This is a genomic window from Treponema sp. TIM-1 (genome assembly GCF_046533115.1).
GTDB lineage: Bacteria > Spirochaetota > Spirochaetia > Treponematales > Breznakiellaceae > JAIRMO01.
In genome coordinates this window covers 1-13,346 of record NZ_JAJQRC010000027.1, presented here as the reverse complement: position 1 = coordinate 13,346, position 13,346 = coordinate 1, and the positions used below count along the sequence as shown (strand labels likewise).

Sequence of the window (13,346 nt, the reverse complement as noted above, 5' to 3'; positions counted from 1 at the left end):
TGTGCTTCGATATTCCGGCATTTAACCTGAATTCTCTTCTTTGTTCGTGGGAAAGCAGGAAAGAAGTACCGGTGAAAACGCAAATTTATCTTCGTTTCTGTTCGTGTGGTTCGTGTCGTTCGTGGTTAAATCTCTTTTGATATATCGGGTTATTTGGTAATAGCCGCCGTTTTTATCCGGTAAAGGGGTTATAAAACCGGCTGCCGTTGCGGAAGGTAACCCAGAACCCCAGGATAAAAAGGAGGAGGGCCGCGGCCGCAACCGCCCCGTCGGCTTTGGTAAAGGGCCGGTAGGAATACCAGGTCCTTTTGGGGTACTTTCCAAAGCTGCGGAGTTCCATGGCATGGCTTACCACATCGATCCGGTTCAGGGAAGAGAAGATCAGGGGGAGGAGGATCCGGGCGGCCCCGGTAAGGCGTTTTATCCAGGTGGTTTTCCGGGAAAGCTCTACACCCCGGGCCTGCTGGGACTGGGAAATGGCCTCGTAATCCCGCTGCACGTCGGGGATGTACCGCAGGGCGATGCTCACCGCATAGGCGATGGTATAGGGTACCCCGATACGGTTCAGGGAGGCGGCGAATTCGCTGGGGCTGGTGGTGACGATCAGCATTATGGCGGCGGGAATTAACGAAAGGTATTTCAAAAAAACATTGAATTCATAAAAAAGCTGTTCCGCCGTCAGGGTGTACCGGCCTATGCCCCGGGCTAACACATGCCGGGTATGGTAGATGGCCACCCCCTGTTCGGGGGCGAAGAGGTAGATCCCGGCCAGGTTAAGGAACATAAATAAAAAAAGCATCTTAAAAATAAAGGAAATGTCCCGTAATTTGATCCCCGAGAATTTGAAGAGGAGAAAGCCCAGGATGCACAGGCAGAGCATCACCCGGGTATCGTAACTCACCATCCCCAGGACGGACCAGAGCAAAAAAACGATGAATTTGACGGCCCCCGAAAGGGCGTGGACCGGCGAGGGCCGGTCGATATAGGCAAGCATAAACCGGCTCATCCCGGACCCCCCCGCCGCCGGCCTTCCCCCTGCTCGTACTGAATAAAATGCCGGACAAAACCCCGGGGGTCCGGAATACCTCCCCGCAGGGCTAGATCGTAGAGGGAGGTCCGTTTGAGGCTTGCCCGGGCGATAATTTCGTCATCGGTCAGGACCCCGGCGGGGGCGGCGTCGGCAATGACTCTCCCTTCGGAGAGGACCACCGCCTGGGAGGTGTATTCCAGCATCAGGTGCATGTCGTGGGTGATCAAAAGCAGGGTAAGGTTCTGTTCCCGGTTCAAGCGGCGCAGAAATTCCATGATCTCCGAATAATGGCGGTAGTCCTGCCCCGCGGTGGGTTCATCCAGGATGATCAGGGAAGGCCCCAGGACCAGGATCACCGCGATGGTCAGCCGCTTTTTTTGACCGTAGCTGAGGGCGCTCACCGGCCAGTTCCGGAAGGGGTACAGGCCGCAGATCCCCAGGGCTTCGTGGACCCGGTCCCGAATTTCCCCCTCCCCCACCCCCCGGGTCCGCAGGCCCAGGGCGGCCTCGTCATAGATCAGGGGAAAGGAGATCATCTGGTTGGGGTTCTGCATCACATAACCGATCCGCTCCGCCCGTTCCTTGATGGATAGTTCCCCCAGGTCTTTTCCGTTCAGGAGGATCCGGCCCGAAACCGGCTTAATAAAACCGCAGATGAGTTTTGCCAGGGTGGATTTTCCCGCCCCATTTTTTCCGATCAGGCTGGTACACCCGCCCCGTACCAGGGTAAAGGAGACGGATTGCAGCACCGGGCGGCCCGCCGGGGCTTCAGGATAATCAAAACCCAGGTCCCGTATTTCCAGGAGGGGGGGGCCGGCCTTTTCCGGCGGCTCCTCCCGAAGGCCCCGGTCCCATTCCCCCAGCGGCCGGGGATCAAACCTGAGGGAAGCCGGGGACTCAAGCCCCATCCCCGGGGCAATGGCGATGCCGGCATAGCGGAGGGCGCTGATGTAGAGGGGTTCCCGGATCCCGGTCTTCCGCAGCAGGTCCGCCGCCAAGAGCTCCCCCGGGGGGAGGTCCGCGATGATCCGGCCCCGGTCAATAACCACGATCCGATCCACCGGCCGGTGGAGGACATCCTCCAAACGGTGCTCTATGATGAGGATGGTTTTCCCCGTCTCCCGGTGAAGCTTATCGATAAGCTCCACCACCTCTTTCCCCGTGGCGGGATCGAGGTTTGCCAGGGGTTCATCAAAAAGGAGCAACTCCGTATCTTCCAACAGGACTCCCGCCAGGGAGACCCGCTGTTTTTGACCGCCCGAAAGATCCTGGGGGGATTTTTTCAGGTGGCCTTCCATATCAACCAATTTCGCCGCCTCCACCACCCGGCGGTGTATCTCGGCGGTGGGGACGCAATCGTTTTCCGCGGAAAACGCGATATCCTCCCCGGCGGTGAGCCCCACGAACTGACCGTCCGTATCCTGCAGGACGGTCCCCACCTTCTTGGAGATATCGAAGATATCCAGGGACCGGGCATCCTCCCCTAAAATGGTCAAGGAGCCCGTACCGCGGCCCGTAAAGGCATGGGGGATAAGACCGTTGATACAATGGGCCAGGGTCGATTTTCCCGACCCGGAAGGCCCCAGGATAAGGATCTTTTCCCCCCGGTGGACCGTCAAATTGATGTCGTATAAGGTCGGCTCCGCCTGGGCCTGGTATTGAAAGGTAAAATCCTTAAAAACCAGGACCGGTTCGGGGCTCCTGCCGCTCATTCAGACTTCAAACTGCCCGCCTTCACCTTGGTACGGGAATAGCCCAGGGCCAGAAGGGTCCCCAGGATCAGGACGACGGCGCTGTTAAGGCCCCCGGCCACCAGGCCCTGGAGAAAAACCTTTTCCGCCGGTTCCTTATATATCAGGATGTCCAGTGTTGGGGCAACAAAAGCCCAGGCCGCGATATTACTGAGGATCTGGATACCGTTGAAGATGATCGCCTCCTTTATACCGAACCGGCCTTCCTCAATCCGGTAAAATTTCCAAAACAAACCGATGAGCAGCCCGTAAATCGCATCGGCGATAACCCAACTCCACCATACCCCTCCCCAGGTCAGATCCGTCAGGGTATGACCGATAAAACCGATGAGGATCCCCGCAATGGGGCCAAAGATCGCTCCAAAGACCGTTAATATGGCAATTCCCAGGTTGAGGTTGGTATTAGGAACCCCCGAAGGAATCGCCAAAAAACGCATAAGCACGAAGAGGAGGGCCGCCCCGATCCCAATGGCCACGACGGTTCTGACGGAAATAAATCTGTTCGCCATAATAAAACTCCTTTGGGTCATGCTGCGTAACAAGCTATGCTTGTCTTTCAAATCTCCCGGTTCCCGACCATGGTTTTGAAACGCAGCCGTAGATTTTGTTGAAAAACCGGCGGTGGGGACGGTTTTTCCCCGGGGTATCTTCAATATAATAAATTTTGAAGACACCGCAATTAATAAAAGGATTCTATCCGAAATAATAAATTTATGCAAGATATATAATAAATTTATCGGAATACTAGGATATTATGATACCACCAGGAGGGAGAAGTTAGGAGGGAGTAGTGAGGAGTTAGATTATCTTTTCCGTTGGTGGCAAAATAATTGGACTATCCCGTAAATAAGCCGGCGGTCGCTTTCATTTAGCAAGCGGCTCTCCTCCGGTAATACCAGGGGTTCCCGGTCCTGAACCGCTTTTTCCCGGGAAATTTCTTCCCCGGTGACGAGATACTCCACGGAAACACCCAGGGCCCGGGCGATTTTGACGGCAATGTCCGCGGAGGGAATATGCCCCCGGACATTGAGGTAGTTGTCCAGGGTATGCCTGCTTACCCCCGATAATACGGCGAGTTCCTTTACCAGCATACCCCGGTAGCTGAGTTCAGCTTTAAGGTTCTCTCGAAATCCCATTTTTTGAGCATAATCTAAAACAGCATAAATCGATCTTGACATTATGCATATTAGCGGTATTATTGTATTATTTTATGCTGTTTAGCATTATTTAACGACGGATACTGCTGAACAGCCTGCAGAGCAATACCCCCGGCGGCGTATGTATAGGGAGTTGGATATCAAGGGCACGACCGGCTGCTTAGGGCCCGTGGTATTGCCATCCCAACACATAAATTTTTTACCAAGGAGATAGATGATGAAAAGGTTGTTTGCAGTGATGGTTGTTTTGGTCATGGTGAGCGCGGCGGTTTACTCCGCAGGTCCCTTCTTCGGCGCTAAATTGGGGGTGGGTATCGGTTTTCATGGAAATGGAAAGTATATAGACGATTCGATTGACGAGGCAAAAGCCGAAGTTCAATCATACGGCATCTCCCTTTCCGTGGATGAAAAATCCGGCGCCAGCTTTGTCCTGTCGCCCTATGGGGGCTATTATTTTACCGATAAACTCGCCGTCCAGGGAGAATTCAATTTTATGTTCGGCCAAAAAAAGACCTGGGAAATAACTATCCCCGGATATTCGACGGAAGAAATAGAGGGAAAATATTCTTCCCTGGATATTCCTCTGCTGATACGGTTTGATTTTATCACCAAACCGGCCCTGTTCGGCGCCCTGGCCGGCCCCTATCTTTCCATCCCCCTGGGGGACATTGAACTCTCATCCGACAGGTATAGCATTGATTTGGATTCAGATGGTGTCACCGACGGTATCGCCGTGGGACTATACGGAGGCTTCCCCATAGGACCGGGGCGGATTATCGGCGATGTCCGTTTTATCATAGATTTTAATCCCGTAAAGGTTAAAGAGAGCGGGGAAACTTTGGAAGTGCTTAAACGCCGGGGGATCAACATAACCGCCGGGTATGAAATTTTACTGGGCGGGAAAAAATAACGGCTGGGCGACTGTTTCAAAACTTCGGTTTTGAAACAGCCGCATAACTATTCTGAATTTTTGTTATAGGGGAGAAAAAATTCCAGGGAAGATCTTGAAAGATTTCTGAAATGTAATTGATTTAAAAACTCTTCAAACTGATCTTTGTTTTGATGTATTTCAAGATCGATGGACTGGGGATGAAGGGCCAAACAAACAAGAAAATAAGAAAAATACTCATTAAAATAAGCCTGAATGTATGGCTGGGGGATAGGACCGCCGATTTCGTCATATTCCAGGTGAAAAGGTTTCAGAACAGAAAACCAATAGAGCAGTACCGCGGCTTGCCGATCAACATACGGATTTTCTGACGGAATCTTAAAACCAAAATCAGCCCCGTCTATGACTATTTGTTCAAGATATTTTTGTTGCGCTTCGTCAATTTTGCCGCTCAAATCGTGTATTTTGGCGGTAATTCGGCGAAATCCGTAAATATCCCTGGAATAACGGGTAAGCACCGATAGTAATGCCGGGTAATCTATAAGGGGATGACATTTCTTGAATGAAGGATCCTGCTGCGCAAAGTTTTCATAAACAAGATTTGACATATCCTTAATTTTATTTACGACAGTAACCCTGTTTCTACGAATAAATTCGCCGTTTTTAAAGGTATATTGCACGGCCTTATTATGTTCATAGACTGCATCCTGAAAAAGCACAAAATAACAATCCATCGGATCAGGAAATAAGGCGTCGAATGAACCCATTATTGAAATTTACCCCTTTAAGGATTTGAGTATTTCTTGGGTGAGGGTATGCGCATAGGCATCAAGCGAATCATTCCTCGGTATGCAGGGAGATGATACGGCGGGGTTCGGATTATTCTTTGTCCGCTCATAAATATCCGCAGGAAAAAGATGCTCATCGTTTAAATCAACTTTAAGATCATTGAAATAGGTTGGTACTTGCACCGTCTGCCTTCTCTAATATGGGCCGAAAGCCCTTCCGCCATAGCGGACAGATAAAAAGGGTAACGAAAAATATCCCCCGCCCCCAGGTCAAGAGCCATAAAAGCTCTCTTTATACTAAAATATATCATATTTTTTCTTTTTTCAACTCCCATTTATGGCCGGTCCGTTCTTGTCTTGACCGAATCCCCCTTCCTCCCCTACTATAAAGTATGAATGCCGAAGAACTCCGATCCCTTTATATCCGGTTTTTTACTTCCCATGGGCATACCCAGATTGAGGGGAAATCCCTGATCCCCGAAAACGATCCCACCGTGCTTTTTACCACCGCCGGGATGCATCCCCTGGTCCCCTACCTTTTAGGGGAGGAACACCCCGCGGGGAAGCGGCTGGTGGATTACCAGAAGTGTATCCGCACCGGGGACATCGACTCCGTGGGGGATGCCAGCCATCTCACCTTTTTTGAAATGCTGGGGAACTGGTCCCTGGGGGATTATTTTAAGGAAGGGGCCATAGAGATGAGTTTCGAGTTCCTCACCTCCCCCCAGTGGCTGGGGATACCCCTGGAGAAAATCGGGGTAACGGTGTTTGAGGGGGAGGGAGCCATACCCCGGGACGATGAATCCGCCGCGGCCTGGAAGCGCTTAGGGGTTCCCGAAGACCGGATCCGGTACCGGCCCCGGGCCGATAACTGGTGGGGCCCCGCAGGGGTCACGGGACCCTGCGGACCGGACTCGGAGATGTTTATCGATATGGGGAAGGATCCCTGCGGGCCGGACTGCGGACCGGGCTGTTCCTGCGGGAAGTGGCTTGAGATCTGGAACGACGTGTTCATGCAGTACAATAAAAACGCCGCAGGGGAATATATCCCCCTGGCCCGGACCTGCGTGGACACGGGAATGGGTATAGAGCGGACCGTCACCATCCTGAACGGGAAAAAATCGGTGTATGATACGGAAATTTTCACCCCCCTTATCGAAGCCGTGGAAAAGGCCTCGGGCAGTGTCTATGGGACCGACGGGGACCGGGACCGGTCGATCCGGATCATCTGCGACCATGTGCGGTCCGCGGTTTTTATTTTGGGGGACCCCAAGGCGGTAAGCCCCTCCAATGTGGGGGCGGGGTATGTGCTGCGCCGGCTCGTCCGCCGGGCGGTACGGCACGGCCGCAAACTGGGGATGGCGGGGCCCCTTTCCTCTGTGGCCGCCGCGGTGATAAAAAAATTCGCCGGCCCCTACCCGGAACTTGCGGCGCAGCGGGATTTTATCATCACAGAGCTTGACCAGGAGGAGGAGAAATTCTTGGAAACCCTGCAAAAGGGGGAACATGAATTTGAAAAACTCCTCCCCAACCTCTTAAAGGACCCCCGGAAGATCATATCCGGCCGCCTGGCCTTTAAACTCTACGACACCTACGGCTTTCCCCTGGAACTTACCGAGGAACTGGCGGCGGAACAGGGGATGACCGTAAACCGGGCCGAATTCGACGAGGCCTTTAAAAAACACCAGGAACTTTCCCGGGCGGGGAGCGAACAGGTGTTTAAGGGGGGCCTGGGGGACCAGGGGGAAATGGCAACAAAATATCATACCGCCACCCACCTGTTACACAAGGCCCTCCGTATGGTTCTGGGGGATCATGTGGCCCAGAAGGGATCCAATATCACCGCGGAACGGATGCGCTTCGACTTTTCCCACGGGGCCCCCATGAGCGCCGACGAGCTTGCCCGGGTGGAGGCCATCGTAAACGAGCAGATCCAACGGGACCTTCCGGTTACCATGGCGGTGATGAGCCTGGACGAGGCGAAGGAAGCCGGGGCCATCGCCCTTTTTGGGGAAAAATACGAATCCCAGGTACGGGTCTATACCATGGGGGATTTTTCCAAAGAAGTCTGCGGCGGTCCCCATGTGGAGCATACCGGCGTCCTGGGGAACTTCAAAATACAAAAAGAGCAATCTTCCTCCGCCGGGGTCCGTCGGATCCGGGCGGTATTGGAATAGAAAAAAAGGTATTGCAAGGCTCGCCCGGGTTTTGAAATACCCTAAAAATTTGCCGGTTTTTGAAACCTATGCCGGTCTTGGTCATTTTAGTATAAGGGGTTGTTTCAACATACGGATGCTGAAACGGACTCCTTAGATTTAAGAGGAAAAGCGGACGCCCTAGGGAGGTCAAACCGTTTTTTCCAAAGGATGAGTATGAAACGTTTTTTATCTATTTGTCTGCTTTTTCTTTTAATCACGGGGATGGGGTTTGCCCAAACGGATTTACAAACCATCGCAACGGTCAATCTGGTTCGAAGTGAACCTATTATGGTCAAACAGCTGCGGACCGAAACCGAAAAAATTGAGGCCGGCCGGGCCCTCAGCAGCGAAGAAAAACGGAAACTGCGGCTGGAAATTCTGAATTTGATGATCGATGAGAAGCTTATCCTCCAGGCCGCCGAACAGGAACGGATCGCCGTGTCCGAAAACGAGCTTAATACCTATTTTCAGCAGATCCGATCCGGCATAAGCCAATCTTTGGGCAAGCGGCCCACGGACGCCGAATTTGCCTCCCTCATCAAAAGCCAGACCGGCATGGAACTTCCCGCGTACCGGGACCTGATCCGTAAACAACTTATCGCCCAGCAATATCTCCGTTTAAAACGACCGGGCCTGGAATCGTCGGTTAAGCCCCCGACGGACGCGGAGGTCCTGGACACCTATAATCTGTATAAAACCCAGTTTGTTCAGCCCGACACGGTACGGTTTTCCTATATCCAATTTCCCCTGGCAAGCGGGGCGACAGCGGCGGACAGAACCCGGGCCCGGGAAAACGCGGAGCGGCTGTTACGGGATATCGGCTCCAGTCCCGCCAAATTCGATGAGGCGGTTATCCGGGGACAAACCCAGGGGGCGGGGTATATTTCCGAAGAGGGAAGATACCTTCCCCGGAACCCCCAACTCCTGGATTCGGTGGGCGAGAACTTCCTTACCATAGCCTTTTCCCTGCCCCAGGGGGCGATCTCCGGGGTGATTGAGACCCCCCAGGGGTTTCTTATCATCAAGGTTACCGGAACCTATGAAATGAAAACCCTTTCCTTAAACGACGTGCTATTACAGCCCGGCCCCCCCATGACCGTTCGGGAACAAATCGCGGGAACCTTAACCCAGCGCCGTTTGCAGGAGGCCACCATGAAGGCCCAGGAAGAACTCATCGCCGAACTCCGGGCCAGAAGAAATGCGGTTACCATCCGCGAGAATTTTCTTCTGAGCTGGTAGCCATGGCATCCCGGAGGAAAGGCCGGATCCTTGCCTTCCAGGCCCTGTATTCCTGGGACGCCGTTTCGCCGGGGGAACCCTCTGTTTCCCCGGATCTGCTGGATTTTTCCTGGCTGGAAAAGGTTCCCGATAAGGAAATGTCGGACTTTTCCCGGCTTTTGGTGGTGGGAACCATAGAAAATAGCAATGCGGTGGATGCCATGATCCGATCCCACCTTAAAAATTGGGATTTTTCCCGGCTTAACCGGGTTGACCTCGCGGTACTCAGGATGAGTACCTATACCCTGATGTTTCAGGACGAGGTGCCCCCTTCCATCGTTATTGACGAAGCCATCGGGATCTCCAAAGAATTTGGAACCGACGATTCCTACCGCTTTATAAACGGGGTCCTGGATAGTATCCGGAAAACCCTCCAAAGCGAAAAAGCCGGCAGCGGCTCGCCGGAATAACCATGGCCCGCCGGAATTTCTTCCCGATGATCCTTTCGCTTAAAATCACCTGTATTCTGGGGGGCGTTTTTTCCCTGATCCTGCTGGGGGGAATATTTTTTTTCACCCTCCTGTGGGGGACCACGGCGGAAACCGGGAGGCCCCCCGGGGATTTTACCCGGAAGCTGGCGGAATTCGACCGTCTGGCGCAGATGCCGGAAACGGCGGTTCCGAAACGGCTCAATGCATTCCTCGACGACCTTGAAAAAAAGGCCCGTAGCGTGGAGTCCCACCTGTCGGTTCTCAAGCGCCGCAGAAGCCTCGCCCGGTATGCCGGCCTTCCGCCGGAGGTAACGGGGGCCTTTATCACCGCCTACGCCGAGGCGGCGGAGCGGATCAGCGGGGAATTTCCTTCCTCCGAACCCCTGGCGGCCCTGGCCGCCGAGGCCCTGTTCCTGGGGGATCCCCTGATCGCCGGAGAAACCGCGGAGACCCTGCAAAACCACCTGTCCCGAATCCGGAAAACCTCCCTCCTCCCCCTGGCGTTAAGCCTCCAAGTTCTGGCCGGAAAAATGGCGGATCCCCAAAGCGCCGGGGGTATCCCCGAGGCGGAGGCCCTTTTTGCCGCGATAATCCCCCTGGTTTCGGAAACGGAGCGGGAACAATTTTTGGTAAACCAGGGGATCCTCAGGCTGCTCGCGGGGGATACCCCGGGATGCGAGGCGATAATTAACGCCCTGATCGCATCCCCCCGGGAAAACGGCCGGGGTCTCCCGGGAATTGCCGGGCCCCCGGCCTCGGCGACCCTCCTTTTTGCGGCGGAATTTTTGTACGACTTTGGGGACCCCCTGCAAGGGGCAGAGCTTTTCTCCCGTTTTCCCGATGAAAAAAGCCTGGCCCGGCAGGCCGACGCCCTCTGGCTTTCGGGTCATGGCGATACCGCCCGGAATATCTGGCGCGCCCTGGCCTCCCCCCAAAACAGCTCCCAAGACCAGGCCCGGATATCCCGAAGCCTCTACAACCTGGCCTCCACCTCCACGGTTCCGGAGGAAAAAATCGCTTCCCTGGAACGGTTTTTTTCGGAGCAACCGCATGCCCCCGGTCCCGGCTTGACCTATGGGATCATCGGATATAGCCGGCTCCTGGACAGTCCCCAGGCCATAACCCTTCTTGAGGAACAGGACCTGACCGGTGAAGGGCTCTTTGATTTGGAGCTTTTCAAACGCCGGCGGGACCAGTGGCCGGTAGACCGGACCCTGGCGGAATTATGGCTGCTCCTGGACCGGCATCCCCGGGATGAACGGCTCTACCAATGGGGGGCGTATTATTTTGACCGGCAGCGGCAGTACGACGAGACCGCCGTGCTTATCCAAACCGCCCGGGAAAACCACCTGGAGGGCCCCTGGATAAAACTCAACCAGGGTCTACGTTTAACCCGGGAAGGCCGCCTGGATGAAGGGGAAGCCCTGCTCAGGGAGTTGTCCGGTCAGCTTTGGCAGGCGGACGCCACTATCGCCCGGATCCTTGAGGCCCGCCGATCCAATGCCGCGGCCCTGGGTTACTATGAGGCGGCATCCGCCGGGGTTAGGGACAAAAAAGACGCCGCCCGGATACAGTTATACCGCTCCCGCTGCCTGCGGGCCCTGGGCCGTTTTGAAGAAGCCCGCCAGGTCCTGGAGCGCGCCGGGAATTTGGACCCGGAGAATCTCAACATCCGGCTGGAACTCCGCCGCCCGGAGAACCAGGGGGGTTGAACCCGCGCAACACCCGATTGCAAAAGAGAAAGAGAAATTAACCACGAACGACACGAACATCACGAACTTTTGCTTCGATATTCCGGAATTTATACCTGAATTCTTTCCTTTGTTCGTGGGAAAGCAGGAAAGAACTATCGGTGAAAACGCCAATTTGTCTTTGTTTCTGTTCGTGTGGTTCGTGATGTTCGTGGTCAAAATCTCTCCTTGGGACCCTTGCATAACATGAGTTATTAATTGAAAAAATGCAAGCCTCTAGCGCGAGACGGGTAGATTTGAGAAAAACCGTGGCCGGCAAACGCCGGCAAAAGGGTCAAAAAAAAGGCCGCCCAAATAGTCATCCAAAACTTTTCGGGCAAGCCCTTAACCGGTCAGACCATGGATAACCGGGGGGCTTGTACCGCTTCCCCGGTTTCGTATGAACCGATTATTCGATAGCCGCGATAATATCCGACATTTTCAAGATAAGGTGTTCCACCCCGTCGATTTTTACCTGGGTTCCGGCGTATTTGTCATACATAACCTTTTGACCCGGCGCAACCTTGATCACATCTTTGTCATCACCAACTTCCACCACCGTGCCTGTCTGGGTTTTTTCCTGGGCAGTGTCGGGGATAATAATCCCCCCTGCGGTCTTGGCTTCGTTTTTTTCAAGTTTTACCATGACCCGGTCAGCCAAGGGTTTTACTTTCATAGGATACCTCCGTTGTATTAGATAATTATGGGATATTAGGATAAATAGAATATACGAAAAAACACCCCAATGGTCAAGAAAGAAGTGTTTTTTTCGGGGTAAAAGCTTATCTTTTACCCGGCTACCAGTCCCCCACACCGGTAGAGAGGATTTTGGGGGTATTTTTAAAATACCGGATTTTGAAATATTCCCCGAAATATGCCCTAATTTGACCCATATTTTGACTAAAATTATCAGAGTGTGTCATTTTGGACCTTTTTGATAAAAGGCAAGGCAGCCACGGGAATTTATGGCTTTTTTATGCCTTCTCTTTTTTTCCTTTTCTGCTAATTCCTTATCCTGTATAGAATTACGGTTTCAAAAATTTATCAAAAATATTCTCCCTTGGGCCATTCTTGGCACGGTTCTTGCTATATAATTTATAACAAAGGCTACAGGAGGTATATGTGGCGGTAACTAAAACTATTAATAATAAGACGACGGTTAAAAATTCAGGAACCGATGAAAATATTCTCTCCATGTATTTAAAAGAAATCAACCGGATCCCTCTTTTAACGAGAGAGGAAGAAGACACGGCGGCCCGGGCGGCGGCCAAGGGCAACCGGGTGGCCCGGGATAAGCTGGTAAATTCCAATCTGCGCTTTGTGGTTAATGTGGCAAAAAAATACCAGGGCCAGGGGCTTCCCCTTTCGGACCTGATCAGTGAAGGTAATATCGGCCTTTTAAACGCCATAGAACGATACGATGTGGATAAGGGGTATCACTTTATTTCCTATGCGGTATGGTGGATCCGTCAGGCTATCCTTAAGGCAATCTGCGAAAAATCCAGGATGATCCGGCTCCCCCTTAACCGGGCCAATGAATTGGTTCAGATTGAAAAGGCCCGAAAAATGGTCCAGTCCGACAGCAACCTTGACGCGGAAATAAACGAAGTCGCCCGGCTCCTGGATATGGATGTGGGTCAGGTGTCGGATCTGATCAACATCAGCCGGGACTTGGTATCCCTGGAAAATCCCATTTACACCGAGAAGGATTCTTCGATACTGGGAGATTTTATCGAGGATGAAAATTACGTTTCCCCGGATGAACATGCGGTTAAGGTGACCCTGCAAAAGGACATTGAAACGGTATTGAAGACGTTGAACAAAAAAGAGGCGGATATTATCCGGTTCCGGTTCGGCCTGGGAAACAGCCTCCCCATGTCCCTCAAGGAAATCGGCGACCGTTTCAACCTTACCAAAGAGCGGATCCGGCAGATCGAAAAAAAGGCCCTCAAGCGGCTTCAGCATCCTTCCCGGCAGCGGTATTTGGAGGCGTATGTAGCATAAGGACCCGCGCAGAAACAACATGACCGAATGGTCATGTTGTTTCTTTATTGCGTAAGCAATTAGAATAAAATGCCCTGCATTTTATTCTTG

The 13,346-nt window shown here is 53.0% G+C and carries 12 protein-coding genes; 6 read left to right on the top strand and 6 right to left on the bottom strand.

Annotated elements, in window-relative coordinates:
- Nucleotides 1-172: 172 nt before the first annotated feature.
- The 4 genes from LQZ21_RS10320 to LQZ21_RS10305 all read right to left on the bottom strand — a co-directional run bounded on the left by LQZ21_RS10320 (nucleotide 173) and on the right by LQZ21_RS10305 (nucleotide 3,917).
- The gene (locus LQZ21_RS10320) at nucleotides 173-1,006 is read right to left on the bottom strand and encodes an energy-coupling factor transporter transmembrane component T family protein (protein ID WP_411044254.1); all 834 of its coding nucleotides are present in this window, start codon (nucleotides 1,004-1,006) and stop codon (nucleotides 173-175) included.
- Entirely contained in the window at nucleotides 1,003-2,742 is a 1,740-nt protein-coding gene (locus tag LQZ21_RS10315; RefSeq protein ID WP_411044253.1) for an ABC transporter ATP-binding protein, read from the bottom strand. The genes LQZ21_RS10320 and LQZ21_RS10315 overlap by 4 nt, the downstream gene beginning before the upstream one ends.
- A complete protein-coding gene (locus LQZ21_RS10310) occupies nucleotides 2,739-3,290 on the bottom strand; it encodes an ECF-type riboflavin transporter substrate-binding protein (RefSeq protein WP_411044252.1) in 552 nt (183 codons plus the stop codon). Before LQZ21_RS10310 ends, LQZ21_RS10315 begins: the two co-directional genes overlap by 4 nt.
- 294 nt (nucleotides 3,291-3,584) lie before the next feature.
- On the bottom strand, nucleotides 3,585-3,917 hold the full coding sequence (locus LQZ21_RS10305; RefSeq protein WP_411044251.1) for a helix-turn-helix domain-containing protein: 333 nt from the start codon (nucleotides 3,915-3,917) through the stop codon (nucleotides 3,585-3,587).
- Nucleotides 3,918-4,155: 238 nt separating this feature from the next.
- Between LQZ21_RS10305 and LQZ21_RS10300 the strand changes: the two genes are divergently transcribed.
- Nucleotides 4,156-4,848 (top strand): porin family protein, encoded by a 693-nt coding sequence (locus LQZ21_RS10300; RefSeq protein ID WP_411044250.1) that lies wholly within the window; start codon nucleotides 4,156-4,158, stop codon nucleotides 4,846-4,848.
- A gap of 47 nt (nucleotides 4,849-4,895) precedes the next feature.
- Here LQZ21_RS10300 and LQZ21_RS10295 read toward each other — a convergent pair whose 3' ends face one another.
- On the bottom strand, nucleotides 4,896-5,594 hold the full coding sequence (locus LQZ21_RS10295) for a hypothetical protein (protein ID WP_411044249.1): 699 nt from the start codon (nucleotides 5,592-5,594) through the stop codon (nucleotides 4,896-4,898).
- Between the two features lie 413 nt (nucleotides 5,595-6,007).
- Here LQZ21_RS10295 and LQZ21_RS10290 point away from each other — a divergent pair, with 413 nt between their 5' ends.
- The 4 genes from LQZ21_RS10290 (at nucleotide 6,008) to LQZ21_RS10275 (ending at nucleotide 11,234) form a co-directional block, all read left to right on the top strand.
- Nucleotides 6,008-7,792, top strand: a complete 1,785-nt coding sequence (locus LQZ21_RS10290) for an alanine--tRNA ligase (protein ID WP_411044248.1) — start codon at nucleotides 6,008-6,010, stop codon at nucleotides 7,790-7,792.
- Between the two features lie 195 nt (nucleotides 7,793-7,987).
- The gene (locus tag LQZ21_RS10285; protein ID WP_411044247.1) at nucleotides 7,988-9,052 is read left to right on the top strand and encodes a peptidyl-prolyl cis-trans isomerase; all 1,065 of its coding nucleotides are present in this window, start codon (nucleotides 7,988-7,990) and stop codon (nucleotides 9,050-9,052) included.
- A 2-nt stretch (nucleotides 9,053-9,054) separates the two neighbouring features.
- Nucleotides 9,055-9,501: a transcription antitermination factor NusB gene (gene nusB, locus LQZ21_RS10280; protein ID WP_411044246.1), complete on the top strand. Its 447-nt coding sequence runs from the start codon at nucleotides 9,055-9,057 to the stop codon at nucleotides 9,499-9,501.
- A 2-nt stretch (nucleotides 9,502-9,503) separates the two neighbouring features.
- A complete protein-coding gene (locus LQZ21_RS10275) occupies nucleotides 9,504-11,234 on the top strand; it encodes a tetratricopeptide repeat protein (protein ID WP_411044245.1) in 1,731 nt (576 codons plus the stop codon).
- Between the two features lie 427 nt (nucleotides 11,235-11,661).
- On the opposite strand, the gene LQZ21_RS10270 is transcribed toward LQZ21_RS10275, so the two are convergent.
- The gene (locus LQZ21_RS10270) at nucleotides 11,662-11,928 is read right to left on the bottom strand and encodes a co-chaperone GroES (RefSeq protein ID WP_411044244.1); all 267 of its coding nucleotides are present in this window, start codon (nucleotides 11,926-11,928) and stop codon (nucleotides 11,662-11,664) included.
- A gap of 446 nt (nucleotides 11,929-12,374) precedes the next feature.
- On the opposite strand from LQZ21_RS10270, the gene LQZ21_RS10265 reads away from it, so the two are divergent.
- The gene (locus tag LQZ21_RS10265; protein ID WP_411044243.1) at nucleotides 12,375-13,256 is read left to right on the top strand and encodes a sigma-70 family RNA polymerase sigma factor; all 882 of its coding nucleotides are present in this window, start codon (nucleotides 12,375-12,377) and stop codon (nucleotides 13,254-13,256) included.
- Nucleotides 13,257-13,346: the final 90 nt, after the last annotated feature.

Excerpts from the sequence above, each read along its gene's own strand:
- LQZ21_RS10320 (WP_411044254.1), bottom strand. The coding sequence starts at position 1,006 with ATGAGCCGGTTTATGCTTGCCTATATCGACCGGCCCTCGCCGGTCCAC.
- nusB (WP_411044246.1), top strand. The coding sequence starts at position 9,055 with ATGGCATCCCGGAGGAAAGGCCGGATCCTTGCCTTCCAGGCCCTGTAT.
- LQZ21_RS10315 (WP_411044253.1), bottom strand. The coding sequence starts at position 2,742 with ATGAGCGGCAGGAGCCCCGAACCGGTCCTGGTTTTTAAGGATTTTACC.
- LQZ21_RS10295 (WP_411044249.1), bottom strand. The coding sequence starts at position 5,594 with ATGGGTTCATTCGACGCCTTATTTCCTGATCCGATGGATTGTTATTTT.
- LQZ21_RS10270 (WP_411044244.1), bottom strand. The coding sequence starts at position 11,928 with ATGAAAGTAAAACCCTTGGCTGACCGGGTCATGGTAAAACTTGAAAAA.
- LQZ21_RS10285 (WP_411044247.1), top strand. The coding sequence starts at position 7,988 with ATGAAACGTTTTTTATCTATTTGTCTGCTTTTTCTTTTAATCACGGGG.
- LQZ21_RS10275 (WP_411044245.1), top strand. The coding sequence starts at position 9,504 with ATGGCCCGCCGGAATTTCTTCCCGATGATCCTTTCGCTTAAAATCACC.
- LQZ21_RS10300 (WP_411044250.1), top strand. The coding sequence starts at position 4,156 with ATGAAAAGGTTGTTTGCAGTGATGGTTGTTTTGGTCATGGTGAGCGCG.
- LQZ21_RS10290 (WP_411044248.1), top strand. The coding sequence starts at position 6,008 with ATGAATGCCGAAGAACTCCGATCCCTTTATATCCGGTTTTTTACTTCC.
- LQZ21_RS10310 (WP_411044252.1), bottom strand. The coding sequence starts at position 3,290 with ATGGCGAACAGATTTATTTCCGTCAGAACCGTCGTGGCCATTGGGATC.
- LQZ21_RS10305 (WP_411044251.1), bottom strand. The coding sequence starts at position 3,917 with ATGGGATTTCGAGAGAACCTTAAAGCTGAACTCAGCTACCGGGGTATG.